This window comes from Aliidongia dinghuensis (genome assembly GCF_014643535.1).
GTDB classification, from domain to species: Bacteria; Pseudomonadota; Alphaproteobacteria; order ATCC43930; family CGMCC-115725; genus Aliidongia; species Aliidongia dinghuensis.
Map to the genome: position 1 here is coordinate 592280 of NZ_BMJQ01000001.1, position 20497 is coordinate 612776.

The 20497-nt window shown below is 67.9% G+C and carries 19 protein-coding genes; 11 read left to right on the forward strand and 8 right to left on the reverse strand.

The features are described 5' to 3' along the window. Window position 1 precedes the first annotated feature (1 nt). The 5 genes from IEY58_RS02950 to IEY58_RS02970 all read right to left on the reverse strand — a co-directional run bounded on the left by IEY58_RS02950 (window position 2) and on the right by IEY58_RS02970 (window position 4299). The gene (locus tag IEY58_RS02950; RefSeq protein WP_189042236.1) at window positions 2-307 is read right to left on the reverse strand and encodes an ArsR/SmtB family transcription factor; all 306 of its coding nucleotides are present in this window, start codon (window positions 305-307) and stop codon (window positions 2-4) included. Between the two features lie 117 nt (window positions 308-424). Next, window positions 425-943 (reverse strand): arsenate reductase ArsC, encoded by a 519-nt coding sequence (locus IEY58_RS02955; protein WP_229743447.1) that lies wholly within the window; start codon window positions 941-943, stop codon window positions 425-427. A 222-nt stretch (window positions 944-1165) separates the two neighbouring features. Continuing rightward, window positions 1166-2287, reverse strand: coding sequence for a cysteine desulfurase family protein (locus IEY58_RS02960; protein ID WP_189042239.1), 1122 nt, complete (start codon window positions 2285-2287; stop codon window positions 1166-1168). Window positions 2288-2302: 15 nt separating this feature from the next. After that, complete coding sequence (locus IEY58_RS02965) at window positions 2303-3550, reverse strand: MFS transporter (protein ID WP_189042241.1); 1248 nt, start codon at window positions 3548-3550, stop codon at window positions 2303-2305. A 2-nt stretch (window positions 3551-3552) separates the two neighbouring features. Further along, window positions 3553-4299, reverse strand: coding sequence for an MBL fold metallo-hydrolase (locus tag IEY58_RS02970; RefSeq protein ID WP_229743448.1), 747 nt, complete (start codon window positions 4297-4299; stop codon window positions 3553-3555). A gap of 52 nt (window positions 4300-4351) precedes the next feature. On the opposite strand from IEY58_RS02970, the gene IEY58_RS02975 reads away from it, so the two are divergent. The 5 genes from IEY58_RS02975 (at window position 4352) to IEY58_RS02995 (ending at window position 9737) form a co-directional block, all read left to right on the forward strand. Next, window positions 4352-5011: an ArsR/SmtB family transcription factor gene (locus tag IEY58_RS02975; RefSeq protein ID WP_189042243.1), complete on the forward strand. Its 660-nt coding sequence runs from the start codon at window positions 4352-4354 to the stop codon at window positions 5009-5011. 378 nt (window positions 5012-5389) lie between these two features. Next, window positions 5390-6145, forward strand: a complete 756-nt coding sequence (locus tag IEY58_RS02980) for an alpha/beta hydrolase (RefSeq protein WP_189042245.1) — start codon at window positions 5390-5392, stop codon at window positions 6143-6145. Window positions 6146-6246: 101 nt separating this feature from the next. Further along, window positions 6247-8013, forward strand: coding sequence for a gamma-glutamyltransferase (gene ggt, locus IEY58_RS02985; protein ID WP_189042247.1), 1767 nt, complete (start codon window positions 6247-6249; stop codon window positions 8011-8013). A gap of 13 nt (window positions 8014-8026) precedes the next feature. Continuing rightward, window positions 8027-8689 (forward strand): flavin reductase family protein, encoded by a 663-nt coding sequence (locus IEY58_RS02990; protein ID WP_189042250.1) that lies wholly within the window; start codon window positions 8027-8029, stop codon window positions 8687-8689. A 25-nt stretch (window positions 8690-8714) separates the two neighbouring features. Continuing rightward, entirely contained in the window at window positions 8715-9737 is a 1023-nt protein-coding gene (locus tag IEY58_RS02995; RefSeq protein ID WP_189042252.1) for a hypothetical protein, read from the forward strand. Between the two features lie 55 nt (window positions 9738-9792). Here the strand turns inward: IEY58_RS02995 and IEY58_RS03000 are convergent, their stop codons facing one another. From IEY58_RS03000 to IEY58_RS03010, 3 genes are all read right to left on the reverse strand, one after another. Beyond that, window positions 9793-10434: an ATP-dependent Clp protease proteolytic subunit gene (locus tag IEY58_RS03000; RefSeq protein WP_189042254.1), complete on the reverse strand. Its 642-nt coding sequence runs from the start codon at window positions 10432-10434 to the stop codon at window positions 9793-9795. 85 nt (window positions 10435-10519) lie between these two features. Continuing rightward, the gene (locus tag IEY58_RS03005) at window positions 10520-11914 is read right to left on the reverse strand and encodes an amidase (RefSeq protein ID WP_189042256.1); all 1395 of its coding nucleotides are present in this window, start codon (window positions 11912-11914) and stop codon (window positions 10520-10522) included. Between the two features lie 81 nt (window positions 11915-11995). Then, a complete protein-coding gene (locus IEY58_RS03010; RefSeq protein ID WP_189042258.1) occupies window positions 11996-12673 on the reverse strand; it encodes a TetR/AcrR family transcriptional regulator in 678 nt (225 codons plus the stop codon). Between the two features lie 202 nt (window positions 12674-12875). Between IEY58_RS03010 and IEY58_RS03015 the strand changes: the two genes are divergently transcribed. The 6 genes from IEY58_RS03015 to aguB all read left to right on the forward strand — a co-directional run bounded on the left by IEY58_RS03015 (window position 12876) and on the right by aguB (window position 20345). After that, the gene (locus IEY58_RS03015) at window positions 12876-13970 is read left to right on the forward strand and encodes an HlyD family secretion protein (protein ID WP_189042260.1); all 1095 of its coding nucleotides are present in this window, start codon (window positions 12876-12878) and stop codon (window positions 13968-13970) included. After that, on the forward strand, window positions 13967-15571 hold the full coding sequence (locus IEY58_RS03020; RefSeq protein ID WP_189042262.1) for a DHA2 family efflux MFS transporter permease subunit: 1605 nt from the start codon (window positions 13967-13969) through the stop codon (window positions 15569-15571). The genes IEY58_RS03015 and IEY58_RS03020 overlap by 4 nt, the downstream gene beginning before the upstream one ends. Then, window positions 15571-17046: an efflux transporter outer membrane subunit gene (locus IEY58_RS03025; protein WP_189042264.1), complete on the forward strand. Its 1476-nt coding sequence runs from the start codon at window positions 15571-15573 to the stop codon at window positions 17044-17046. Before IEY58_RS03020 ends, IEY58_RS03025 begins: the two co-directional genes overlap by 1 nt. A gap of 165 nt (window positions 17047-17211) precedes the next feature. After that, window positions 17212-18372, forward strand: a complete 1161-nt coding sequence (locus IEY58_RS03030; protein ID WP_189042266.1) for an extracellular solute-binding protein — start codon at window positions 17212-17214, stop codon at window positions 18370-18372. Window positions 18373-18432: 60 nt separating this feature from the next. Next, a complete protein-coding gene (locus IEY58_RS03035) occupies window positions 18433-19452 on the forward strand; it encodes an agmatine deiminase family protein (protein ID WP_229743449.1) in 1020 nt (339 codons plus the stop codon). A gap of 14 nt (window positions 19453-19466) precedes the next feature. Beyond that, complete coding sequence (gene aguB, locus IEY58_RS03040; RefSeq protein WP_189042268.1) at window positions 19467-20345, forward strand: N-carbamoylputrescine amidase; 879 nt, start codon at window positions 19467-19469, stop codon at window positions 20343-20345. Window positions 20346-20497: the final 152 nt, after the last annotated feature.

A 20497-nucleotide genomic window follows, 5' to 3' on the forward strand; every position in this document is an offset into this window, starting at 1 on the left:
TTCAGCTCTCCTCCCGCTCAGCCGCCGCGGCGAAACGGCCGAGCGACGCTTGCCACATGCCGTCGATGTAGGCCCTGAGCTCGCCGAGGGCTGCACCATCGGCATAATAAATCCGGCGCGTGCCGGCGCGTTCCTCACGCACCAGGTCGGCCTCTTTCAGCACTTTGAGATGCTGCGAGACGGCGGGGCGGCTGATCGGCAGGCCCAGCGCGATCTCGCCGACCGATCGCGGTGCCTCGACGATCCGCTCGAGGATCGTCCGGCGCATCGGGTCGGACAGGGCGACCAGGGCAGATGCGTAAGCCATAGATTACGTTAGTGAATGCTTACGCATGAGTCAAGTGGCGGCTGCGCGCGTGGGTGCTGATGCAAATGGCGGTAATTGCGGAAACGTCGGCGAGAGTGGCTGGCCGGGCCTTGAGCGTCACGGCGCGAGCCCTCCTTCTGCGTTGCCGCGCAGCCGACCAATCGCATCGAGTTGGCTCTTGATCGCCATACGATCGAGCGATGCGATTGGCAACTCGGCGAACAGCCGGATGTGGGTTGCGAGCCTCCAATACGCCTCTCGGAATGCCTGCATCTGTTCGGCGGAGCTGCGCTCGACGGCGGCTGGGTCTGGCACGCCCCAGTGGGCGGTGATCGGGTGGCCCGGCCAGGTCGGGCATATCTCCCCAGCCGCTCGGTCGCAGACCGTAAAGATGAAGTCCATGGTCGGCGCGCCCGGTGCCGCGAACTCGTTCCAGGATTTCGATCGGAACCGGCCGGGGTCGATCGCTTCCTCCCGGAGCAGGGCGATCGCCATCGGATGGACTTCACCGCGCGGCGACGAGCCTGCGCTGTAGCTCTTGAAGCGGCCTTCGCCGATCTGGTCGATCAGCGCTTCGGCCAGAATACTCCGGGCGGAATTGCCGGTGCAGAGGAACAGGACGTTGTACGGTTTCATGGATCTCTTCAGCCTCAAGCGCCGCAGCATGATGATGAGGCCGCTTTGGAGCTAGTACCGGCGCTTTCGCCGGACCGCAACACGATGTCGAATTCGGCCTCGCCCAAGTCATGGTACCGGCTTTGCCGCGCTCGATAAGGTGTAGTGAAGGCAATGGCCGCCATAGAGGCGGCTATTCGGTGGCGTCACGAATTCCGTTTCGGGGTTGCTCCGGCAGCTGGCCTAGGCTTGGAGAACCTGCTCCAGCATCTCCAGCACCTGGTCAATCTCGCCCGCTGTGGTGCTGCGGCCGAGACTGAAGCGAATGGCGCCCATGCCAACCTCCGGCGGCACGCCCATTGCTTTCAACACCGGTGAAAGCTCGATCCGGCCCGCATGGCACGCCGATCCTGTCGACGCGGCGACGCCGTCAAGCTGCCGGAGGATCTCGGCGCCGACGCGCCCCGGGAAGGCGACGTTCAGCGTGTTGGGCAGGCAGTGAACAGGGTCGCCATTGCGGATCACCCGGCCGGGGAACCGGGCCTCCAGCCCGGCCCAGAAGCGGTCCCTGAGCCGTGCCACGCGCGCCATGGGCGCCAGATCCCGCACAAGCTCAGAAGCTGCCCCCAACCCCGTCGTGAGCAAGACGCTTTCGGTGCCGGCCCGCCGGCCATGTTCATGGCCGGCGCCGCTCAGCAGAGGTTCCAGCGCCGTGCCCCGTCGCATATACAGCGCCCCAACGCCCTTCGGCGCGTAGAGCTTGTGACCAGCGATCGTAAGCAGGTCGACGCCGAGGTCATCGACGGCAGTGCCGATCTTCCCGACCGATTGTGCGGCGTCCGTGTGGAAGCGCACGCCATGGTCCCGCGCGATGGCGGCGATCTCTTCGATCGGCTGGATCGTGCCGGTCTCATTATTGGCGTGCATGATCGTGATCAGCACCGTGCGCGGCGTGATCGCGGATCGCACCTGGTCCGGATCGACCCGCCCGCCGGCGTCGACCGGCAGATACGTCACCTGGCCGCCCAGCTTCTCGATGAAGCGGCATGGGTTCAGGACCGCGGGATGCTCGATGGCACTGGTGACGACATGGGCACGCGCGTTGCCGGCGGCAAAATAGGTGCCCTTGATCGCTAGGTTGTTCGCCTCGGTGCCGCCGCTCGTGAAGACGATTTCGTCCGGGGCACAGCCGAGCGATCCGGCAACCTGCTCACGGGCGCGATCGAGTGCCGCTTTCGCGGGTTTGCCTGCCCAGTGCTCGCTCGACGGATTGCCGAAGGCTGCGTCCAGGAACGGCTTCATCGCCTCGGTGACGATCGGGCTCAGCGGCGTGCTGGCGTTGAAATCGAGATAGATCGTCGCCATCGGCAGGGTTCCTTCTCAACGCGCGCGCATGATGACAGCTACCACCGCGCCTGACAGGAACGTCAAGCCGCCGATCGCGAAGATCGCCGCGGTGAAGCCGAACTGGTCGGCGATGATGCCGGCGGACAGCGCGCCCAACGCATAGCCGAGGTCGCGCCAAAAGCGGTAGACGCTGAGCGAGCGGGCGCGCCAGCTCGGATGGGACGCGTCGGACACGGCGGCGATGAGGCTGGGGTAGACCATCGCGGTTCCGATGCCGAGCAAGGCACTGCCAACGAGCCAGCTCGCGAAGTGGGTTGTCGCGGCGGTGACGAACAGGCCCCCGGCCTGCACCCACATGCCCGCGACGATCAACCCTTTGCGACCCCACCGATCGCTGAGCGGCCCGGTCACGATCTGCAGGACGCCCCAGATCACCGGATAGACGGCCTTGAGCACGCCGATGCGCTCGACCCCGAGCCCGAGCGACGCGAAGAACAGCGGGAAGATGCCCCAGCTCATGCCGTCATTGAGGTTGTTCACGAGCCCGGCTTGCGAGGCGGCGAACAGGTTGCGGTCCCGGAACGAGGTCAGCGCGAACACCTGCCTGAAGCTCAGCGCCGACGCGGCTTGAGCCGTGCTGCCGGCCTCGATCCGGACATGGCCGCGGGTGTCGCGGGTGGCGAGGACCGACAGCACCGTGCCGGCGACGGCATAGCAGACGCCGAGGTAGATCGGCACGGGTCTCAGTCCGTAGCGGCTCGCGAGATAGCCGGTCAGAAAGGCGGTCGCTCCCACCGCGAAATAGCCCGCGAACTCATTGAGCCCGACGGCCAGGCCGCGGTCCTTGGGACCCACCAGATCGACCTTCATGATCACGGTCATCGACCAGGCAAAACCCTGGCTCAAGCCCAGCAGGACGTTGGCCGCGACGATGACCTCGTAGCTTGGCGCCCAGATGATCATGAACGGCACGGGCAGGCCGGCGAGCCAGCCGATGATCAGGACGCGTTTGCGTCCCCAGGCATCGGCGAGCTGACCGGACACCAGGTTTGCGAACGCCTTGACGACGCCGAAGCTGACGATGAACGAGGTCACGAGCGTCGTCGAGGCGATGTGAAACTCTTCCGATCCGATCAGCGGCACGACCGTTCGCTCGATCCCGACCATGCCACCGACGAAGGCGTTGATGAGCACAAGCAAGGCGAACTGGCGCCAGTTCTCTTTGAGCCCGAGGCGAACCGTTGGGGGAGCCGGGTGAGGGGCAGTCGCCGCCTTGCTCATCGTCAAGCCGTACCGCTGGCGTTGGCGTTCCGGATGCGCGCCGCGTCGGGCGGCGGTGGCGGAACATCGGCCAGCATGAAGTCGATGAACGCGCGCTCGCTCTCGATGCGCAGCGCTTCGTTATGGCGCTTTTCAAAGCCGATGGTCGACCATGGCTTGCCGCTCAGCCGCCGGCCGCAGACGGAGCCGGCATAGGCGCCCGGCAGGACCTCGACATAGTCGGGCAGGGCCGCGAGCCTGCGGGCGCTGCGGTAGAGATCGCGCGCGCCCGCTTCGGCGCTGACCGCGAGCTCCGTTCGCCCGAGGTCGCCGATCATCATCGTGTGGCCGGTCAGCACGAACCATGGCTCATCCGTGCGTGTGCGGTCGCTGACCACCAGGCAGATGTGTTCCGGCGTATGGCCGGGGGTGTGCAGGACCTTGGCGACGACATTGCCGAGCGGCAGAAGCTCGCCGTCCTGAACCGGCCTGAACGGGATGTCGACGCTCGCCGCGGCCGACAGCACGTAGTCGGCGCCGCTGGCATCGGCGAGCGCGCGGCCGGCCGAAATATGGTCGGCATGAACATGGGTGTCGACGACGAACGCAATGCGCATCCCGGTCGCTTCGGCGGCGTGTAGATAGGGCGCCACGTCGCCGACCGGGTCGACGACGGCGCACACCGCCTGTCCGCCGCAGCCAAACAGATAGGAGATGCCGATCGGGTCGGCGTGCAGAAACTGGCGAAGGATCGTGGCAGATCTCCCCAATCTATCATTCAATTGTTTGATTGAATGATTCCGGAATGCTAGAGTGCTGTCAATGGTGAGCGCAAAGATCAGGATCTATGAGCAGTTCGCGGAGCTGGCGCGGGTATTGGGCCATGCGCACCGCCTCGAACTGATCGAGCACGTGGCCCAGGGCGAGCGGTCGGTGGAGCGCTTGGCGCAGCTGACGGGCCTGTCGTTCGCCAATGCCTCTCAACACCTGCAGCAGCTGCGGCGCGGCGGCTTCGTCGAGGCCCGGCGCGACGGCAAGCGGGTGCTCTACCGGCTCGCCGATGGCCCCATTCTGTCGCTGATCGCGGCGCTCAGGTGCTATGCGGAGCGCAATCGCGCGGAGGTCGGCAAGATCGTCGAGGATTATTTCGATCGGCTCGATCAGCTCGAGCCCGTTTCGCGCGAGGAATTGGTCGATCGCCTGCAGGACGGCACGGCCGTCGTGCTGGATGTGAGGCCCGAGGACGAGTTCGCGCTCGGCCACGTACCAGGCGCGTTGAACATCCCGCTCGACGAGCTGGAGCGCCGGCTGACGGAACTCCCGACCGACCAGGAAATCGTCGCCTACTGCCGTGGCGCCTACTGCGTCCTGTCGTTCGAGGCCGTGGCGGCCCTGCGACTGAAGGGCTTCCGGGTTCGCCGCCTGGAGGAAGGTTTCCCCGAATGGAAGGCGGCCGGGCTCCTGGTCGAAGCGAGGGGCTGACCCGCGGACCGAAGTCTGGAGCGGACAATTCCCCGTGCCCATCTGGAATCGGCACAACCAGGCCGTCGTTTGTCGATGTAGGCACACGCTGACGATGAAAAAATCCGGCGGCGCTGGTCGAGCTCGCCAAGCGCTTCCCGCGCATCAAGGCTAAGACGCGCATCTTCGTCGAACACTGTGAGGCGCTCGATCCGGCCTTCAAGCCGTACTTCGAGCGAACGGGACTGGCGGCGATCACTTCAGAGTGATTCGCCGCCTTGTCGCGGAAGCTGGTTGAGTGAATGGCGCATTCTGCCGGAACGGGCTCTGTCAGAACGGCCCTTGGGCGCACCGTCCGGCCCGGCTAGGATCGGGTAGCCACGATCGAAAGGCGGCATCATGCGGGTCGCGTTGCTTTGTCTGGTCCTGTCGTTCCTGGGGGTAGCCGGCTCAGCGCGGGCCGAGGCGATCAAGCTGAAAGCGGCCGACGGGGTCGCAGTGTACGCCGAGGTCTGGCACGCGCCCGACCGGCCGGACGGCAAGAAGCCGCCGGTCATCATCGCCTTCCACCAGGCCGGCTCGAACCATGCCGAATATGCACCGATCGCGCCGCGCCTGGTTGCGGCCGGCTTCACCGTGCTCGCCATCGACCAGCGCGCGGGCGGCGAAATGTTCGGCACGCCCAACCGGACGGCGGCAGCACTCGCCCGGCCGGCGCAGTATCGCGAGGTGATGCCGGACCTGGAGGCAGCACTCCTGTGGGGCCACCAGGCCGCGATGGGCGCGCCGGTCATCGCCATGGGGTCGAGCTATTCGGCCTCGCTCATCTTCCTGCTGGCGGCGCGCCACCCAGGCGCGCTTGCTGCGCTGGTCGCTTTCTCGCCGGGCGAATATCTCGACGGGCCGGACGTGGTGCGCCGGGCGGCAGCCAATGTGCAGATCCCGGTGCTCATCGATTCGGCGAAGGATCCGGAGGAGATCGCGGCCGGCAAGGCGATCTTCAATGCCGTGCCGGCCGATCACAAGGTGCAGATCGTGCCCAAGACCGGCGGCGTGCACGGCGCCTCGACGCTCAGGGCCGACCGGAACGCGGCTGGGGCGGACGAGAATTGGCACGGTCTCCTGGCGTTTCTCGCCTCGTTTGCAGCATCTTGAGCCGGCAGGTCTGAATCTGGTGGGGCTGAATCTGGTGGGGCTGACGGGCCGCCGGTTTCGCGCTTTACTGCCCGCCCGGCGGAACGGCAGGGAGTGCGCGAATGGTGGGCCGAGTGACGGCGCGTAGGATTGTCGGCGGTCTGGCACTGATTCTGGCGGCGGGCGGTGCTGAGGCCGCCTCGCCGCGGGCGGTCGAGGCGGCGCACGGCATGGTCGTCTCGTCTCAGCGCCTGGCCTCCGAAGTCGGCGTCGAGATCCTGAAGGCCGGCGGCAATGCGGTCGACGCGGCCGTCGCGGTCGGCTACGCCGAGGCGGTGGTCAATCCCTGCTGCGGCAACATCGGCGGCGGCGGCTTCATGGTGCTGCGCCTGGCCAACGGCCGCGAGATCTTCATCAATTTCCGCGAGACGGCGCCGGCGGCGGCGACCCGGACCATGTATCTCGACGCCGCGGGCAACCCGGTAAAGGGGGCGAGCCTCATCGGCTATCGGGCGGCCGGCGTGCCCGGCACGGTCATGGGGCTCGACACGGCGCTCGCGAAATACGGCAGGCTGCCGCGCGCCCGCGTGATGGCGCCGGCGATCCGGCTCGCGCGCGACGGCTTCGTGCTGACGCGGGGCGACACGGACATCCTGGAGCTCGGCACCGACCTGTTCCGCGCCGACCCGACGCTCGCCGCGATCTTCCTGCACAAGGACGGCACGGCGTTGCAGCCGGGCGACCGGCTGGTGCAGAAGGATCTGGCCGCGACGCTGGACGCCATCGCCAAGGCGGGGCCCGACGCTTTCTACAAGGGCCGCATCCCGCGCGCGATCGAGGCGGCATCGAAAGCCGGCGGCGGTATCCTGACCGCGGCCGACTTCGCCGCCTACAAAGCGACCGAGGCGGCACCGCTCAGCTGCAGCTACCGCGGCTATCGCTTCGTCTCGGCACCGCCGCCGTCGTCGGGCGGCGTCACGATGTGCGAGACGCTCAACATCCTCGAAGGCTACGACCTGAAGGCGATGGGCTACCATTCGGCCGCGGCCGTCCATGTCGTGACCGAGGCGCTCCGGCACGCCTATCTCGACCGCAATACCTATCTGGGCGACCCGGCCTTCGTCGCCAATCCGCTCGACCGGCTGCTGTCCAAGGACTATGCGGCGACGATCCGCAGCGAGATCCCGGCCGACCGGGCCGTCGCGTCCGCGAGCCTCGCGTCGGGGGCGCCGCCCGAGAAGGCGGAGACCACGCACTATTCCGTGATCGACCGGGCGGGCAATGCGGCGTCGGTGACATATACGGTGAACGGGCTGTTCGGCGCGGTCGTGATGGCGCCCCATACCGGCTTCTTCCTCAATGACGAGATGGATGACTTCACGACCGCGCCGGGCCGGCCGAACCTGTCGGGGTTGGTCCAGGGAGCGGCGAACGCGATTGAGCCGGGCAAGCGGCCGCTCTCGTCCATGGCGCCGACGATCGTCACCAAGGACGGCAAGCTGTTCCTGGTGCTGGGCTCGCCGGGCGCCTCCCGCATCATCACGATCACGCTGGAGGCGGCGCTCAATGTCATCGACTACGGCATGGCACCGCAGGAGGCGGTCGACGCGCCGCGCTTCCATCATCAATGGCTGCCGGACGAGATCGAGCTCGAGCCCCGGGCACTGTCGCCCGATACGGAGCGATTGCTGACCGGCATGGGCTATCGTCTCGTCACCCAGACGCCGTGGGGCGCGGTCGAGATGATTGCGATCGGGCCCGACCAGCCCGCAGATGCCGGGCTGGCCTCGTCCGGCCACGATGCCGCGGTCGGCGGCCAGATGCGGCCGGGCCTGCGCTATGGTGCCCACGACGACCGCCGGCCGGCCGGCGCTGCGGTGGGTTATTAGAGAAGGAAATTTCATGCTGTTCGATTTCGCGGAGCTGTCGGCGCCGGCGCGCTACAAGCTGCTGACCTCGACCGTGACGCCGCGGCCGATCGCCTGGGTGGTGACCCGCAGCGCCGCGGGCGAGGTCAACGCGGCGCCGTTCTCGTTCTTCAACGTGGTCGCCGCCGATCCGCCGACGGTCGCCATCAGCATCGGCAACCGCGGCCGTGACCTGCCCAAGGACACGCTCGCGAACATCCGGGCGACCGGCGAATTCGTGGTCAATCTCGTCTCGCGCGCCAATGCGGAGGCGATGAACGTGACCGCGACCGAATTCCCGGCCGGGGTCGACGAGCTGGCGGCGGCGAAGCTCACGTCCGAGCCGTCGGTCAAGGTCACGCCGCCGCGCATCGGCGAGAGCCCGGTCGCGTTCGAATGCCAGCTCCATCAGGCTATTCCACTAGGTCCGGCCAACACGCTCGTGCTAGGCCACGTAGTCGCGATGCATGTGCGCGACGACGCGGTACTGGATCCGCTCAAATTCTATATCGACAACCCGAAGCTCGACTTGGTCGGCCGCATGCACGGGCTCGGCGGCTATACGACCACGCGCGACCAGTTCGAGATCCGGCGCATTTCGATCGAGGAATGGCCGATCGAGGAACGGGACAAGGCGGCGGGCCAGCGGACGTTGTAGCGGGCACGTTTTAGAGAAGGACAGCATGTACAGCGACGAGGATCTGGACGCGGCAGTCGCCGCCGGCGTGCTGCGGTCGGCCGACGTGGCGGGCTTTCGCGCCTTCACGGCTGAGCGCCGGTCGGAAGGCGCGGTCGACGAGGAGCAGTTCCGGCTGCTGACCGGCTTCAACGACATCTTCGTATCGGTGGCGATCCTGCTGCTTCTGGGGGCTGCCGGTTGGCTCGGCAGCGGGATCAGCCCGGCCGTCGGCGGCGGGATCGTCGCGGGCTTGAGCTGGGCGCTTGCCGAATATTTCACCCGTCGGCGCCGGATGGCGCTGCCCAGCATCGTGCTGCTGCTCGGCTTCGCGGTCGGCTTGTTCGGGCTCGGTGCCGGGTCGTTCCACGGTTTTGCTGCCGGCGGTCTGCCGGGGCCGACCGTCGAGCTGCCGTTCGCCGCCGGCGCGGCGCTGGCCGCGGTCGGCACCTATCTCCACTGGCGGCGCTTCATGGTGCCGATCACGGTCGCGGCGGGCGTGGCCGCCGCCATCGGCACGCTGCTGCTGACGGTGATGGCGCTCGTGCCCGCTGTCAGCGGTCATTGGCCGCTTCTGCTGCTCGCGGGCGGCCTCGCCGTGTTCGCGTTCGCCATGGCGTGGGACGCGAGCGACCGCACCCGCTCGACAAGGCGCGCCGACGTCGCCTTCTGGCTGCATCTTTCGGCGGCGCCGATGATCGTGCACCCGATCTTCTCGATGCTGGGCCTGCTCGGCCAGGGCGACACGGACCTCGTGCGGGCCGGTGCGGCGATCGCGATCTACCTGCTCCTGGCGCTGGTGGCGCTCGCGGTCGATCGCCGGGCACTGCTCGTCTCGGCGCTCTTCTACGTACTCTACGCCATGAGCGCGCTGTTCCGCGCCGCCGGCTCCTTGAGCGCCAGTTTCGCGCTCACCGCGCTCGTCATCGGCTCGGCCCTGCTGCTGCTTTCCGCCCTCTGGCATCGGGCACGCGCCGGCGTGCTCGCCGCGCTGCCGCCGGGCTTGCGCGCGCGGCTGCCGGTGGTGTGAAAGAAAAAGGGGCGTCCCCGGCGGGACGCCCCTCTTTTCGTCCGGTCGGGTCGAGCTATTCCAGCTCGGCCGCCGTCTTGATGATGCGGGCGACCATGCCGTAGGCGATGGCTTCTTCGGCGCCCATCCAGTAGTTCCGGTCGCTGTCCTTGCGCACCCGCTCGATCGGCTGGCCGGTCTCGGCGGCGATCAGCTGGTTCAAGCGCTCGCGCATCTTGATGATCTCGCGCGCCTCGATGTCGATGTCGGTCGCAGGGCCGCGCACGCCGCCCATCGGCTGATGCAAGAGGAAGCGGGTATTGGGCAGGCAGAAGCGCTTGTCCTTGTGGCCGCCCAGATAGATGAGCGCACCGGCAGACGCGACCCAGCCGGTGCCGATCACCCGCACCGGCACATGGTCGCGCACGAAGCGGATGATGTCGTGGATCGTATCGCCGGACTCGACATGGCCGCCGGGCGAGTTGACGAACACGTCGATCGGCTTCGTCGATTCCTCGGCGAGCGTCAGGATGCGCGCAACGACGTCGCGGGCCAGCTTGTCGGTGATCTGGCCGAAGATCATGACCTTGCGGCCCTTGAGCAGGCGCGATTCCAGCTCGTTGACCGGGGCGGCCGCGTCGGTCTTGGGCGTATCCGTCTCCGGAGCCTCGGGCTCGTCCTCGTCGTCGAAACGGAAATGGGGCAGGCGGTCGCTCACGGGGGCATCCTCTTATTTGCGCCCGGCTTGGGCGCCTTCATGCAATCGAGCGCGTTCATCTAAATCGAAAACGCGTCGACAGTCTCTACCTAAGGCGCGGCAAGGCGATCGGCAAGACTGCTTCGAGCGCGCGCGACGCCTGCAGCACCTTGTCCTCGCGATAGGCCGGACCAACGAGCTGCAATCCGACCGGCAGGCCTTGGGCAAATCCCACCGGCAGCGAGGCGGCTGGATGGCGCGTCAGGTTGAACGGATAGGAGAACGGCGTCCAGCCGGTCCAGCCGGCGTAGGGGCCGCTGTCCGGCGCGTTCATGCCGGCCCGGAAGGCGACGATCGGCAAGGTCGGCGTCACCAGCAGGTCGAACCGCTCGAACAGCTGGTGGATCTGGACCGTCAAGGCTTCGCGTGCCTTCAAGGCGTTGAGGAAATCGACGGCGCTGTAGCGCGCGCCGATCTCGGCATAGTTCTGCAGGCCGGGGTCGATCTGGCTGCGCTCCTCGGGCGTGAACTGGGCGAGGAGGGCGGCGGCACCCGCGAGCCAATGCTTGGCGAACACGTCGCCGACATTGGGCATGGCGAGCGTCACGGGCTCGACCTCGGCGCCGAGCGCCTCGAGGTGCCGGACCGCCTCGGCCACGCGCGCCGCGACCTCCGGCTCGACCGGCTCGCCGTTGATTGTCTCGGCATAGGCGATGCGCCAGCGGGCGACGCCGCCGTCGAGGCCCAGGCGCCAGTCACGCCCGGCCGGCGGCAGCGCATTCGCGTCGCGCGCGTCAGGCTCGGCCAGCACGTTCAGCATCAGGGCGGCATCGGCCACCGTCCGGGTCATCGGGCCGACATGGGCGACGGGATTGAAGGGCGAGGGCGGATAGGCCGGCACGCGGCCGTAGCTCGCCTTCAAGCCGTAGATGCCGGTAAAGCCGGCCGGGATGCGGATCGAGCCGCCGCCGTCGGTGCCGAGGTGAAGGGCACCCATGCCGAGTGCCGCCGCGACGGCGGCGCCGCCGCTCGAGCCGCCGGGCGTCCGCTCCGGGTCCCAGGGGTTGCGCGTGATGCCGGTCAGCGCCGAATCGGTGACGCCCTTCCAGCCGAATTCCGGCGTCGTGGTCTTGCCGAGGAGGACGGCGCCGTGCTCCTTCAAGCGCGCGACCACCGGCGCGTCCTCGGTCCAGGGCTGGTCGCGATCGATGAGCTTCGAGCCGCGCAAGGTCGGCCAGCCGGTGACCAGCAGAATGTCCTTGACCGAGGTCGGCACGCCATCGACCAGCCCCTGCGGCCGGCCGATCTGCCAGCGGGCCTCCGACGCCCGGGCCGCGGCAAGCGCGCCCTCCTCGTCGAGGAAGCAAAAGGCATTGACCTTGGCGTCGAGCGCCCGGATGCGGTCGAAGGCGGCCCGCGTCGCCTCGACCGGCGACAGGTGGCGGGCGCGATAGGCCGCGACCAGCTCGGTCGCCGACATCAAGGCAATCTCGTCACTCATCGCGCGCATGGCTCCGTCTCAGGGATGGGAGCACGGAGTGTGCGCTGGCCGCGGATGCCGGGCAAGCCGGCTTCGGCGGGCTCAGGCGCTGGGGCGAGCGGCGTCGGGACGGGGGTCGCGCGGACCGTAATGGCTCATGAACACGGCGACGCCGGCCTCGACATTGCGCCGGATGTCGGCCTCCTCGGCCTGATAGAAGGACACGAGCAGGCAGCGCAGGTGCAGGTCGCTCTTGATGAGCGCCACGAAATGGGCCGCCGCCGCGCGCGGATTTTCGACCGTGAGCTCGCCTCGTGCCGCCGCGTCGCCAATGATCGTGGCGATCAGCTCCAAAAGGTCTCTGCTGCCCGTCTGGAAGATCGTCTGGCCCAGCTGGGGAAAGCGCCGGGTCTCGCCGATCACCGTGCGAAACAGGGTCAGGGAATCGTGGTTGGTGACGAAGCGCATGAACTGCAGGCCGATGAGCCGCAAGGTTTCGACCGGGTCGCTGTGCGCTTCGCTCGCGATCGCCACGATCGCATCGCGGAGCCGCGCGCGCGCCTGGTTGATCACCTCGGCAAACAGGCGCTCCTTGCTCTCGAAATGGACATAGAGCGTCGCCTTCGATACGCCGGCGCGCTTGGCGACCGCGTCCATGCTCGTGTCGCCGTAGCCTTGCTCCAGGAACAGGTGCCGAGCCGCGGCGAGGATCTGCCGGACCTTGCCGGCCGGCTCGTCGGCCGCAGCGGCATCGGCGGGCAATAATTCCTTTTTCGCCATGGGCGTCACTCTGCCAAAAAAACTGAACCGTTCAGTTTTCTTCTAGACAAGACAGGGGCGAGCGTCTACCTGAATCGCGTTGAACTGAACGGTTCAGTTTCGACTGCGGCCGGCTGCCCATCTTTCGGGTGGCGCCCCGCGTCGGCGGACCGATGTCCCGCCCCCGTCCGGGGCTTGGCGGGAGCGCGCAAAGGATGGGGTTATGACGGTGACGAACGAGGCGGCCGGCAGCAAGGCGGGGTCTGCGGCAGGCGACAAGCGCCGTTCCAGTTTGGCGCCCAGGCTGGTGTTCGGCGGGGTGGTGCTGGCCCTGGTTCTGGGCGGCACCTACTACTGGCTCTCGACGCGCGGCCTCGAATCGACGGACGACGCCTATACCGACGGCACGGCCATCACGATCGCGCCGAAGGTTGCGGGCTACGTCGTCAAGCTCGCAGTCAGCGACAATACGCGGGTCAAGGCAGGCGACACGATCCTGGAGATCGATCCGCGCGACTATCTGGTGGCGCGCGACAAGGCGCTCGCGACGGAGCAGCTGGCCGAAGCCCAGCTCATGAGCGCCCGGACCAACCTCGAGATCGCCAGGGTGAGATACCCGGCCGACCTCGCCTCGGCCGAGGCGACGGTCGCCTCCGCCAAGGCGAGCTACGCCAAGGCCCATGCGGACCTGCTGCGCCAGCAGAAGGTCGACCCGCGCGCCACGACCCAGCAGCAGGTCGACGCCGCCCGCCAAGCCGACGAAAGTGCGGCGGCGGCGCTCAAGGACGCCGAGGCCAAGCTCAAGACCGCCCAGCTCGTCGAGCAGAACATCGCCACGGCTGAGGCGCAGGTGAAGCAGCTTGAGGCGCAGGTGGCATCCGCCAAGGCGGACTACGACCAGGCGGTGCTCAACCTCGGCTACACGCATGTGACGGCACCGGCCGACGGCTGGGTGACGAAGCGCAATGTCGAACTCGGCAACTATCTGCAGCCGGGCCAGTCGCTGTTCTCGCTCGTCTCGCCGCAAGTCTGGGTCACGGCGAACTTCAAGGAATCGCAGCTGACCGACATGCGACCGGGCCAGCACGTCAAGATCGACATCGACGCCTATCCGGACCTCGATGTCGAAGGCCACGTCGACAGCATCCAGATGGGCTCGGGCTCGCGCTTCACTGCCTTTCCGGCGGAGAACGCGACCGGCAATTTCGTGAAGATCGTGCAGCGCGTGCCGGTCAAGATCGTGATCGACAAGGGGCTCGATGCCGACCACCCGTTGCCGCTGGGCCTCTCGGTCGAGCCGGAGGTCGAGGTCAAATGAGCGAAGGGCCGGTCGATACCGGCGCGCCCAGCCGCTCTGACTGGCGGCCGCGCCATAATCCCTGGGCGATCGCGGTCACGGTCACGTCGGCCGCCTTCATGGAGATCCTCGACACCACGATCGTCAACGTGGCGCTGCCGCATATCGCGGGCAGCCTGTCGGTCGGTCCCGACGAGGCGACCTGGGCGCTGACCTCCTATCTGGTCGCGAACGGCATCGTGCTGCCGGTCTCGGGCTGGTTCGGCAGCGTGCTCGGGCGCAAGCGCTATTTCATGATCTGCATCGCCATGTTCACGGTCTGCTCGCTGTTGTGCGGACTGGCGACGAGCCTGCCGCAGCTCATCCTGTTCCGTGTGGCGCAAGGCTTCTTCGGTGGCGGCCTGCAGCCGAACCAGCAGTCGATCATCCTCGATACCTTCCCGCCGGCCAAGCGCGGCGCCGCCTTCTCGGTGACGGCGATCGCGACGATCGTGGCGCCCGTGCTGGGGCCGACCTTGGGCGGCATCATCACCGACAACATCAGCTGGCGCTGGATCTTCTTCATCAACGTGCCGGTCGGCATCATTGCCTGGCTCGCGGTCATGGCGCTGGTCGAGGACCCGCCCTGGGCCAAGGCGGCCGCGCGCAACGGCCGGCTCGACATCGACTATATCGGCCTCTCGCTCATAGCCCTTGGGCTCGGCAGTCTCGAGATCGTGCTCGATCGCGGCGAGCAGGACGACTGGCTGGGCTCGCCCTTCATCCGCACCTTCGCAGTCATGGCCATTCTCGGCATCGTCGGTGCGGTGTGCTGGCTGCTGGTTGCGAAAAAGCCGGTGGTCAACATCCGGGTGCTTGCGAACCGCAATTTCGCGCTCGGCGCCACCATGATCTTCTCCATGGCGGTCGTGCTCTATTCGAGCGCCGTGCTGATCCCGCAGCTGGCCCAGCAGCAGCTGGGCTATACCGCGACCTGGGCCGGCATGGTGCTCTCGCCGGGCGCGCTGCTCACGATCTTCACGATCCCCGTGGTGGGGCGGTTGCTGCCGCTCATCCAGACCCGCCACCTGATTGCGGTGGGCTTCGTCATCCTGGGCTTCGCGCTGTTCTACGCCGCCTCGATCACGCCCCAGGTCAATTTCGGCACGCTCGCCTTCATGCGTATGTTCCAGACCTTCGGGCTTGCCTTCCTGTTCGTGCCGATCAGCACGATCGCGTTCTCGACCATCAAGCCGGAACTCAACCGTGACGCGGCCTCGCTCTACACGATGTTCCGCAACATTGCGGGCTCCGTCGGCATCTCGGTCGCAACCTCGCTCGTGACCGAGCACAGCCAGACGCACATGGCCTACATGGCGCAGCACCTGTCGCCGTTCGACCAACCCTACCTCGACACGCTCGCCCGCAACACGGCGGCGCTCGAGGCCAGGGGTGTCGCCGCCACCAGCCTCGCCCGGACGGCCGACGGCCTCGTCTACAAGGGGTTGCTCCTGCAGTCGTCGGTCCAGGCCTATCTCGACGTCTTCGTGATCTGCGCGGTGCTCGCCTTCTTGATCGTGCCGCTCACCTTCCTGTTCGCCCCATCCAAGGCGGGCGGCCGCAGGCCCGCCGGAGCCGATTGATGCATAGCCGATTGATGCACACCCGCCGTTCCTACCTTCCGTTTCTGGCGCTCGTTCTGGCTGGCTGCACCGTTGGTCCCGACTATGTGCCGCCCAAGACCGAGGCGCCGGCCCAGTGGACCGAGGCCAAGACGCCCGGCCTGATCGGCACCGGCCCCGAGGCGGCGCAGCAGCTCGAGCGTTGGTGGACCTCGTTCAACGATCCGACGCTGTCGAGCCTGGTCGGCCAGGCGATCGCCGACAATCTCGATCTCAAGATTGCCGAGCAGCGGCTTGTCGAAGCCCGCGCCGAGCGGGAGCAGGCCGCGGCCGGCTATTACCCGACGCTCGGCGCCTCGGCCTCGGCCGAGCGGCAGCGCTATTCGACCGCGCTCAAGTTCCCGCCGTTCGGCGGCATCGCCAACACGTTCGAGGCCGGCTTCGACGCGTCGTGGGAGATCGACGTCTTCGGCAAGACGCGGCGCGCGGTCGAGGCGGCCGATGCGACGGTCGAGGCGACGAACGAGAGCCGGCGCGACGTGCTGGTGAGCTTGCTGGCCGAACTTGGCCAGGATTACGCGACGCTGCGCTCGGCCCAGGCGCGTCTCGCCATCGCCTACCGCAACATCAAGGCCGACCAGGATTCGCTCGACCTGACGCGCGACAAGTACAAGGGCGGGCTCGGCAACGAACTCGACGTAGCGCAAGCGCAGTCACAGCTCGAGACGCTGAACGCCGCGGTGCCGCAGCTCGAGACCGTGGTGGCCCAGCAGTCGCACGCCATCGCCGTGCTTCTGGGCAAGGAGCCGGGCGCGCTCGAGGCCGAGCTTGCAGCACCCCAGCCGCTGCCGCCGGCGCCGCCCGTGCTGCCGGCCGCAGTGCCGTCCGACGTGGTGCGCAACCGACCGGACATCCGCGCGGCCGAGCGGCAAATCGCCGGAGCCAATGCCGAGATCGGCGTCGCCATCGCCCAGATGTTCCCGAGCTTCTCGATCACGCCCTCGTTCGGGCTCGCCGGCGGCTCGCTGCATCACCTCCTGAACGACGGCGCCCTGCAATGGGGCGTGCCGGCCTCGGTCTCGGTACCGATCTTCGAGGGCGGCCGGCTCGAGGCGAACGTGATCGAGGCTAAAGCGATCGCCGAGGAGGACCGGCTCTCCTACCGCAAGACGGTGCTGACCGCGTTCCAGGAGGTCGAGGACGCGCTGGTCGCCTACAACGCCGAGCGGCGCCGGCACGAGCGGCTGGTGGCCGCGGTCGCGGCCGACCGGACCGCGCTCGACCGGTCGACGTCGCTCTATCGCAGCGGGCTCGGCACCTTCCTCGCCGTGCTCGACAGCGAGCGCAGCCTCTATGGTTCCGAGGATGCGGCGGCGCAGAGCGAGCTCACGCTGACCCAGCAGACGATCGCGCTCTACAAGGCGCTGGGTGCCGGCTGGCAGGTCGGCGAGCCGGAGGTGCCGGCGAAAGTCGCGGACGCCGAGCCGCAGAAGTAGCGGCGGTCGGCAATCTCCCCGTGCTTTTTCTGTAACGCTCACTCCCTGCGCGCACCCTGGGGGTGATGCGCCCCCTTCCGCTGCCCGGCGAAACAGGGCATACCCGCCTCCGGGTCGTCGAGGTGGGGGCCATCGAGGGCGAAGGCCGTCGGTGGCGGGAGAGGGATGCTGGTGAGAGCGTGCGTCATCGCAGTCGGGCTGATGGCCGCCGGGTTCGGACTCGCCGGGTTCGGACTGGCCGGCTTCGCGAGCCCGCTGGCCGTGCGCGCCGACCTGCCGCGGATCGTCGCCGCCGACGATACGACGCCGGTGCTGAACTTCGCCAATCGCCCGGACTATCTCGCCGACGACACGATCCAGAAGTTCGAGGCCGAGACCGGCATCAAGATCAATCTCACGACCTACACGACCGACGACGAGCTGCTCGCCGGCCTCAAATCGGGCAAGGGCGATTGGGATCTGGTCGTGGCTCCGGCCGTGCCCGTGCTGGGCAAGGGCATCGCCGACGGGCTCTTCCAGCCGATCGACCGCACCAAGATCGGCAATTACGCCAACGTCGATCCGGCGATCCTCGACCGCGTGGCGCCGATCGACGCCGGCAACCGCATGGGCGTGCCGTTCCTGTTCGGCACGGCCGGCCTGGCCGTCAATTTGGCGAAGCTCAAGGACGCGCTGGGCGAGGATCCGCCGACGGACACGCTGGGCCTGCTGTTCGACCCGGCGCTCAACAAAAAGGCCGCCACCTGCGGCCTCGCGATCCAGGATTCCCCGGACGACGCGATCCCGGCGGCACTCGCCTTCCTGGGGCTCGACCCGACCAGCCAGGACGACAAGGACCTGGCCCGCGCGGGCGAGCTCCTGCAGCGGGTGAAGCCGCTCGTCCGGCGGTTCGCCGCCAATGATTTGACCGAGGCACTCGCCGGCGGCTCGGTCTGCGTCGGTTTCGGCAGCTCGATCCAGGTGACTGACGCGAAGACGCGCGCGTCCGATCGGGACAATGGCGTCGACCTCACCTATACGGTGCCGCGCGAGCGGGCGCGGCTGTGGATCGACGTGCTGGCGATCCCGGCCAAGGCCAAGAATGTCGAGGCGGCGCAGCAATTCATCAATTTCCTGCTCCGGCCCGAGATCGTCAGCGACATCACCGACTGGACCGGTGCCGCCAACCCGAACCTGCTCGCCGCCGATTTCGTCGATGACGACGACAAGAGCGACGAGACGGTGTTCCCGTCGCAGACGAGCTGGGCCCGGCTGTTCCTCGACCGGCTGCATACGCCGGAGGCCGAGAAGACGCGCGCGCGTATCTGGGCCCGCAGCAAGCCATAAGCAATCGGGCGTGCTTGCCGTTATGATGCGGCCGCCCACCGTTCCCCGGAGACGTTCGACATGACCGCGCTTACCCCTGCCGAAGCGGGCTTCCACATGCCGGCCGAGGGCGCGCCGCACGCGCGCACCTGGATGGCCTGGCCCGCCCGCATCGACCTGTGGAACGGCCGCCATGTCGAGGCCAAGGCCGCCTATGCCGCGGTCGCGCGAGCCGTCGCCCGGTTCGAGCCGATCACCATGGTGGCAAAGCCCGAGGATGTTGCCGAGGCGGTGGCTGAGTGCGGCCCGTCGGTCGAGATCGTGGCCATGGCGCTCGACGATTCCTGGATGCGCGACATCGGCCCGACCTTCCTCGTCGACGGCAAGGGCAACCTCGCCGGGGCCGACTGGCGCTTCAATGCCTGGGGCGACAAGTGGCCGGACTATGCGAATGACGCCGCGATCGCCGCCCAGGTGCTGGAGCGCACGGGCGTCCGCCGCTTCGCGGCCCCGTTCGTGCTCGAGGGCGGCTCGATCCATTCGGACGGCGAGGGCACGGTGCTGACGAGCGAGCAGTGCCTCTTGAACCCGAACCGCAACCCGCATCTCTCGAAATCCCAGATCGAGGTCAATCTCAAGGCCTGGCTCGGCGCTGAGACAGTGGTCTGGGTCGGCCAAGGGCTCGAGAACGACGGCACGGACGGCCATGTCGACAATCTCGCGTGTTTCGCCAGGCCTGGTGTCGTGCTGGCGACGAGCTGCCGCGATCCGGAGGATACGAACTACGCGCCGATGCAGGACAATCTCGCCCGGCTCAAGGCCGCGCGCGACGCGCGGGGCCGCGCGTTCGAGGTGCTGGAGCTGCCGATCCCGGCGAAGCGCGTCACCGCGGCCGGCCGGCTCGCCATGACCTACACGAACTTCTATCTGGCGAACGGCGCCGTCATCGCCCCGTCGTTCGACGATCCGATGGACAAGGTTGCGGCCGAGGTGCTGGCGAAAGCCTTCCCGGAGCGCCAGATCGTGCAGGTTCCCGCCCTCGCCATCCTCGAAGGCGGCGGCGGCATCCATTGCATCACCCAGCAGCAGCCGGCCGTTTGAACGGAGAAGCCTCGATGACTGAAGTGACACTCGCCGCGACCCAGTTCGCCTGCGGCACCGATCATCCGGCCAATGTCGACAAGGCGGAGGCCATGGTGCGCCGAGCCGCGGCCGAGGGCGCCAACATCATCCTGCTGCCCGAGCTGTTCGAGACGCCCTATTTCTGCCGCGACCAGCTGCCGGAATGGTTCGAGGCCGCCAAGCCGCTCGAAGGCCATCCCTGGCTCGGGCGCTTCGAGGCCTTGGCGCGCGAGCTCAATGTCGTGCTGCCGGTCAGCTTCTTCGAGAAGGCGAACCAGGCGCACTACAACACGATCCTGGTGATCGACGCCGACGGCCGCCGGCTCGGCATCTATCGCAAGAGCCACATTCCCGACGGGCCGGGCTATGAGGAGAAGTTCTACTTCCGCCCGGGCGACACCGGCTTCAAGGTCTGGCAGACCCGGTTCGGCCGGATCGGCGTCGGCATCTGCTGGGACCAATGGTATCCGGAATGCGCGCGCTCGATGGCGCTGCAGGGGGCCGACTTCCTGTTCTACCCGACCGCGATCGGCTCCGAGCCGCAGGATGCGACGCTCGACAGCCGCGACCATTGGCAGCGCGTCATGCAGGGCCATGCCGGCGCCAACCTGATGCCGCTCGTCGCGTCAAACCGCATCGGGACCGAGCAGGGGGCCCTCTTCACTCAGCGCTTCTACGGCTCGTCCTTCATCGCTGACCCGGCCGGCGCCAAGGTCACGGAAGCCGGCCGCGACGAGGAAACCGTGCTGACCGCACGCTTCGACATCGACCAGGTGCGCCGCCAGCGCAACGCCTGGGGCATCTTCCGCGACCGCCGGCCGGAGCTCTACGGCGCGCTGCTTACGGCGGATGGTTCGGTCCGGCAGCCGTAATAGGCCCGTCATTCCCGCGCAGGCGGGAATCCAGCAAGAGCCGCGTCTGCGGCGACAAGACTCATATCCGCGCTGCCGCGCGTAATGGCGCGACAAACCTGCGGTTTGCGCGTGGATCCCCGCCTGCGCGGGGATGACGGAAAGAGTGGTTG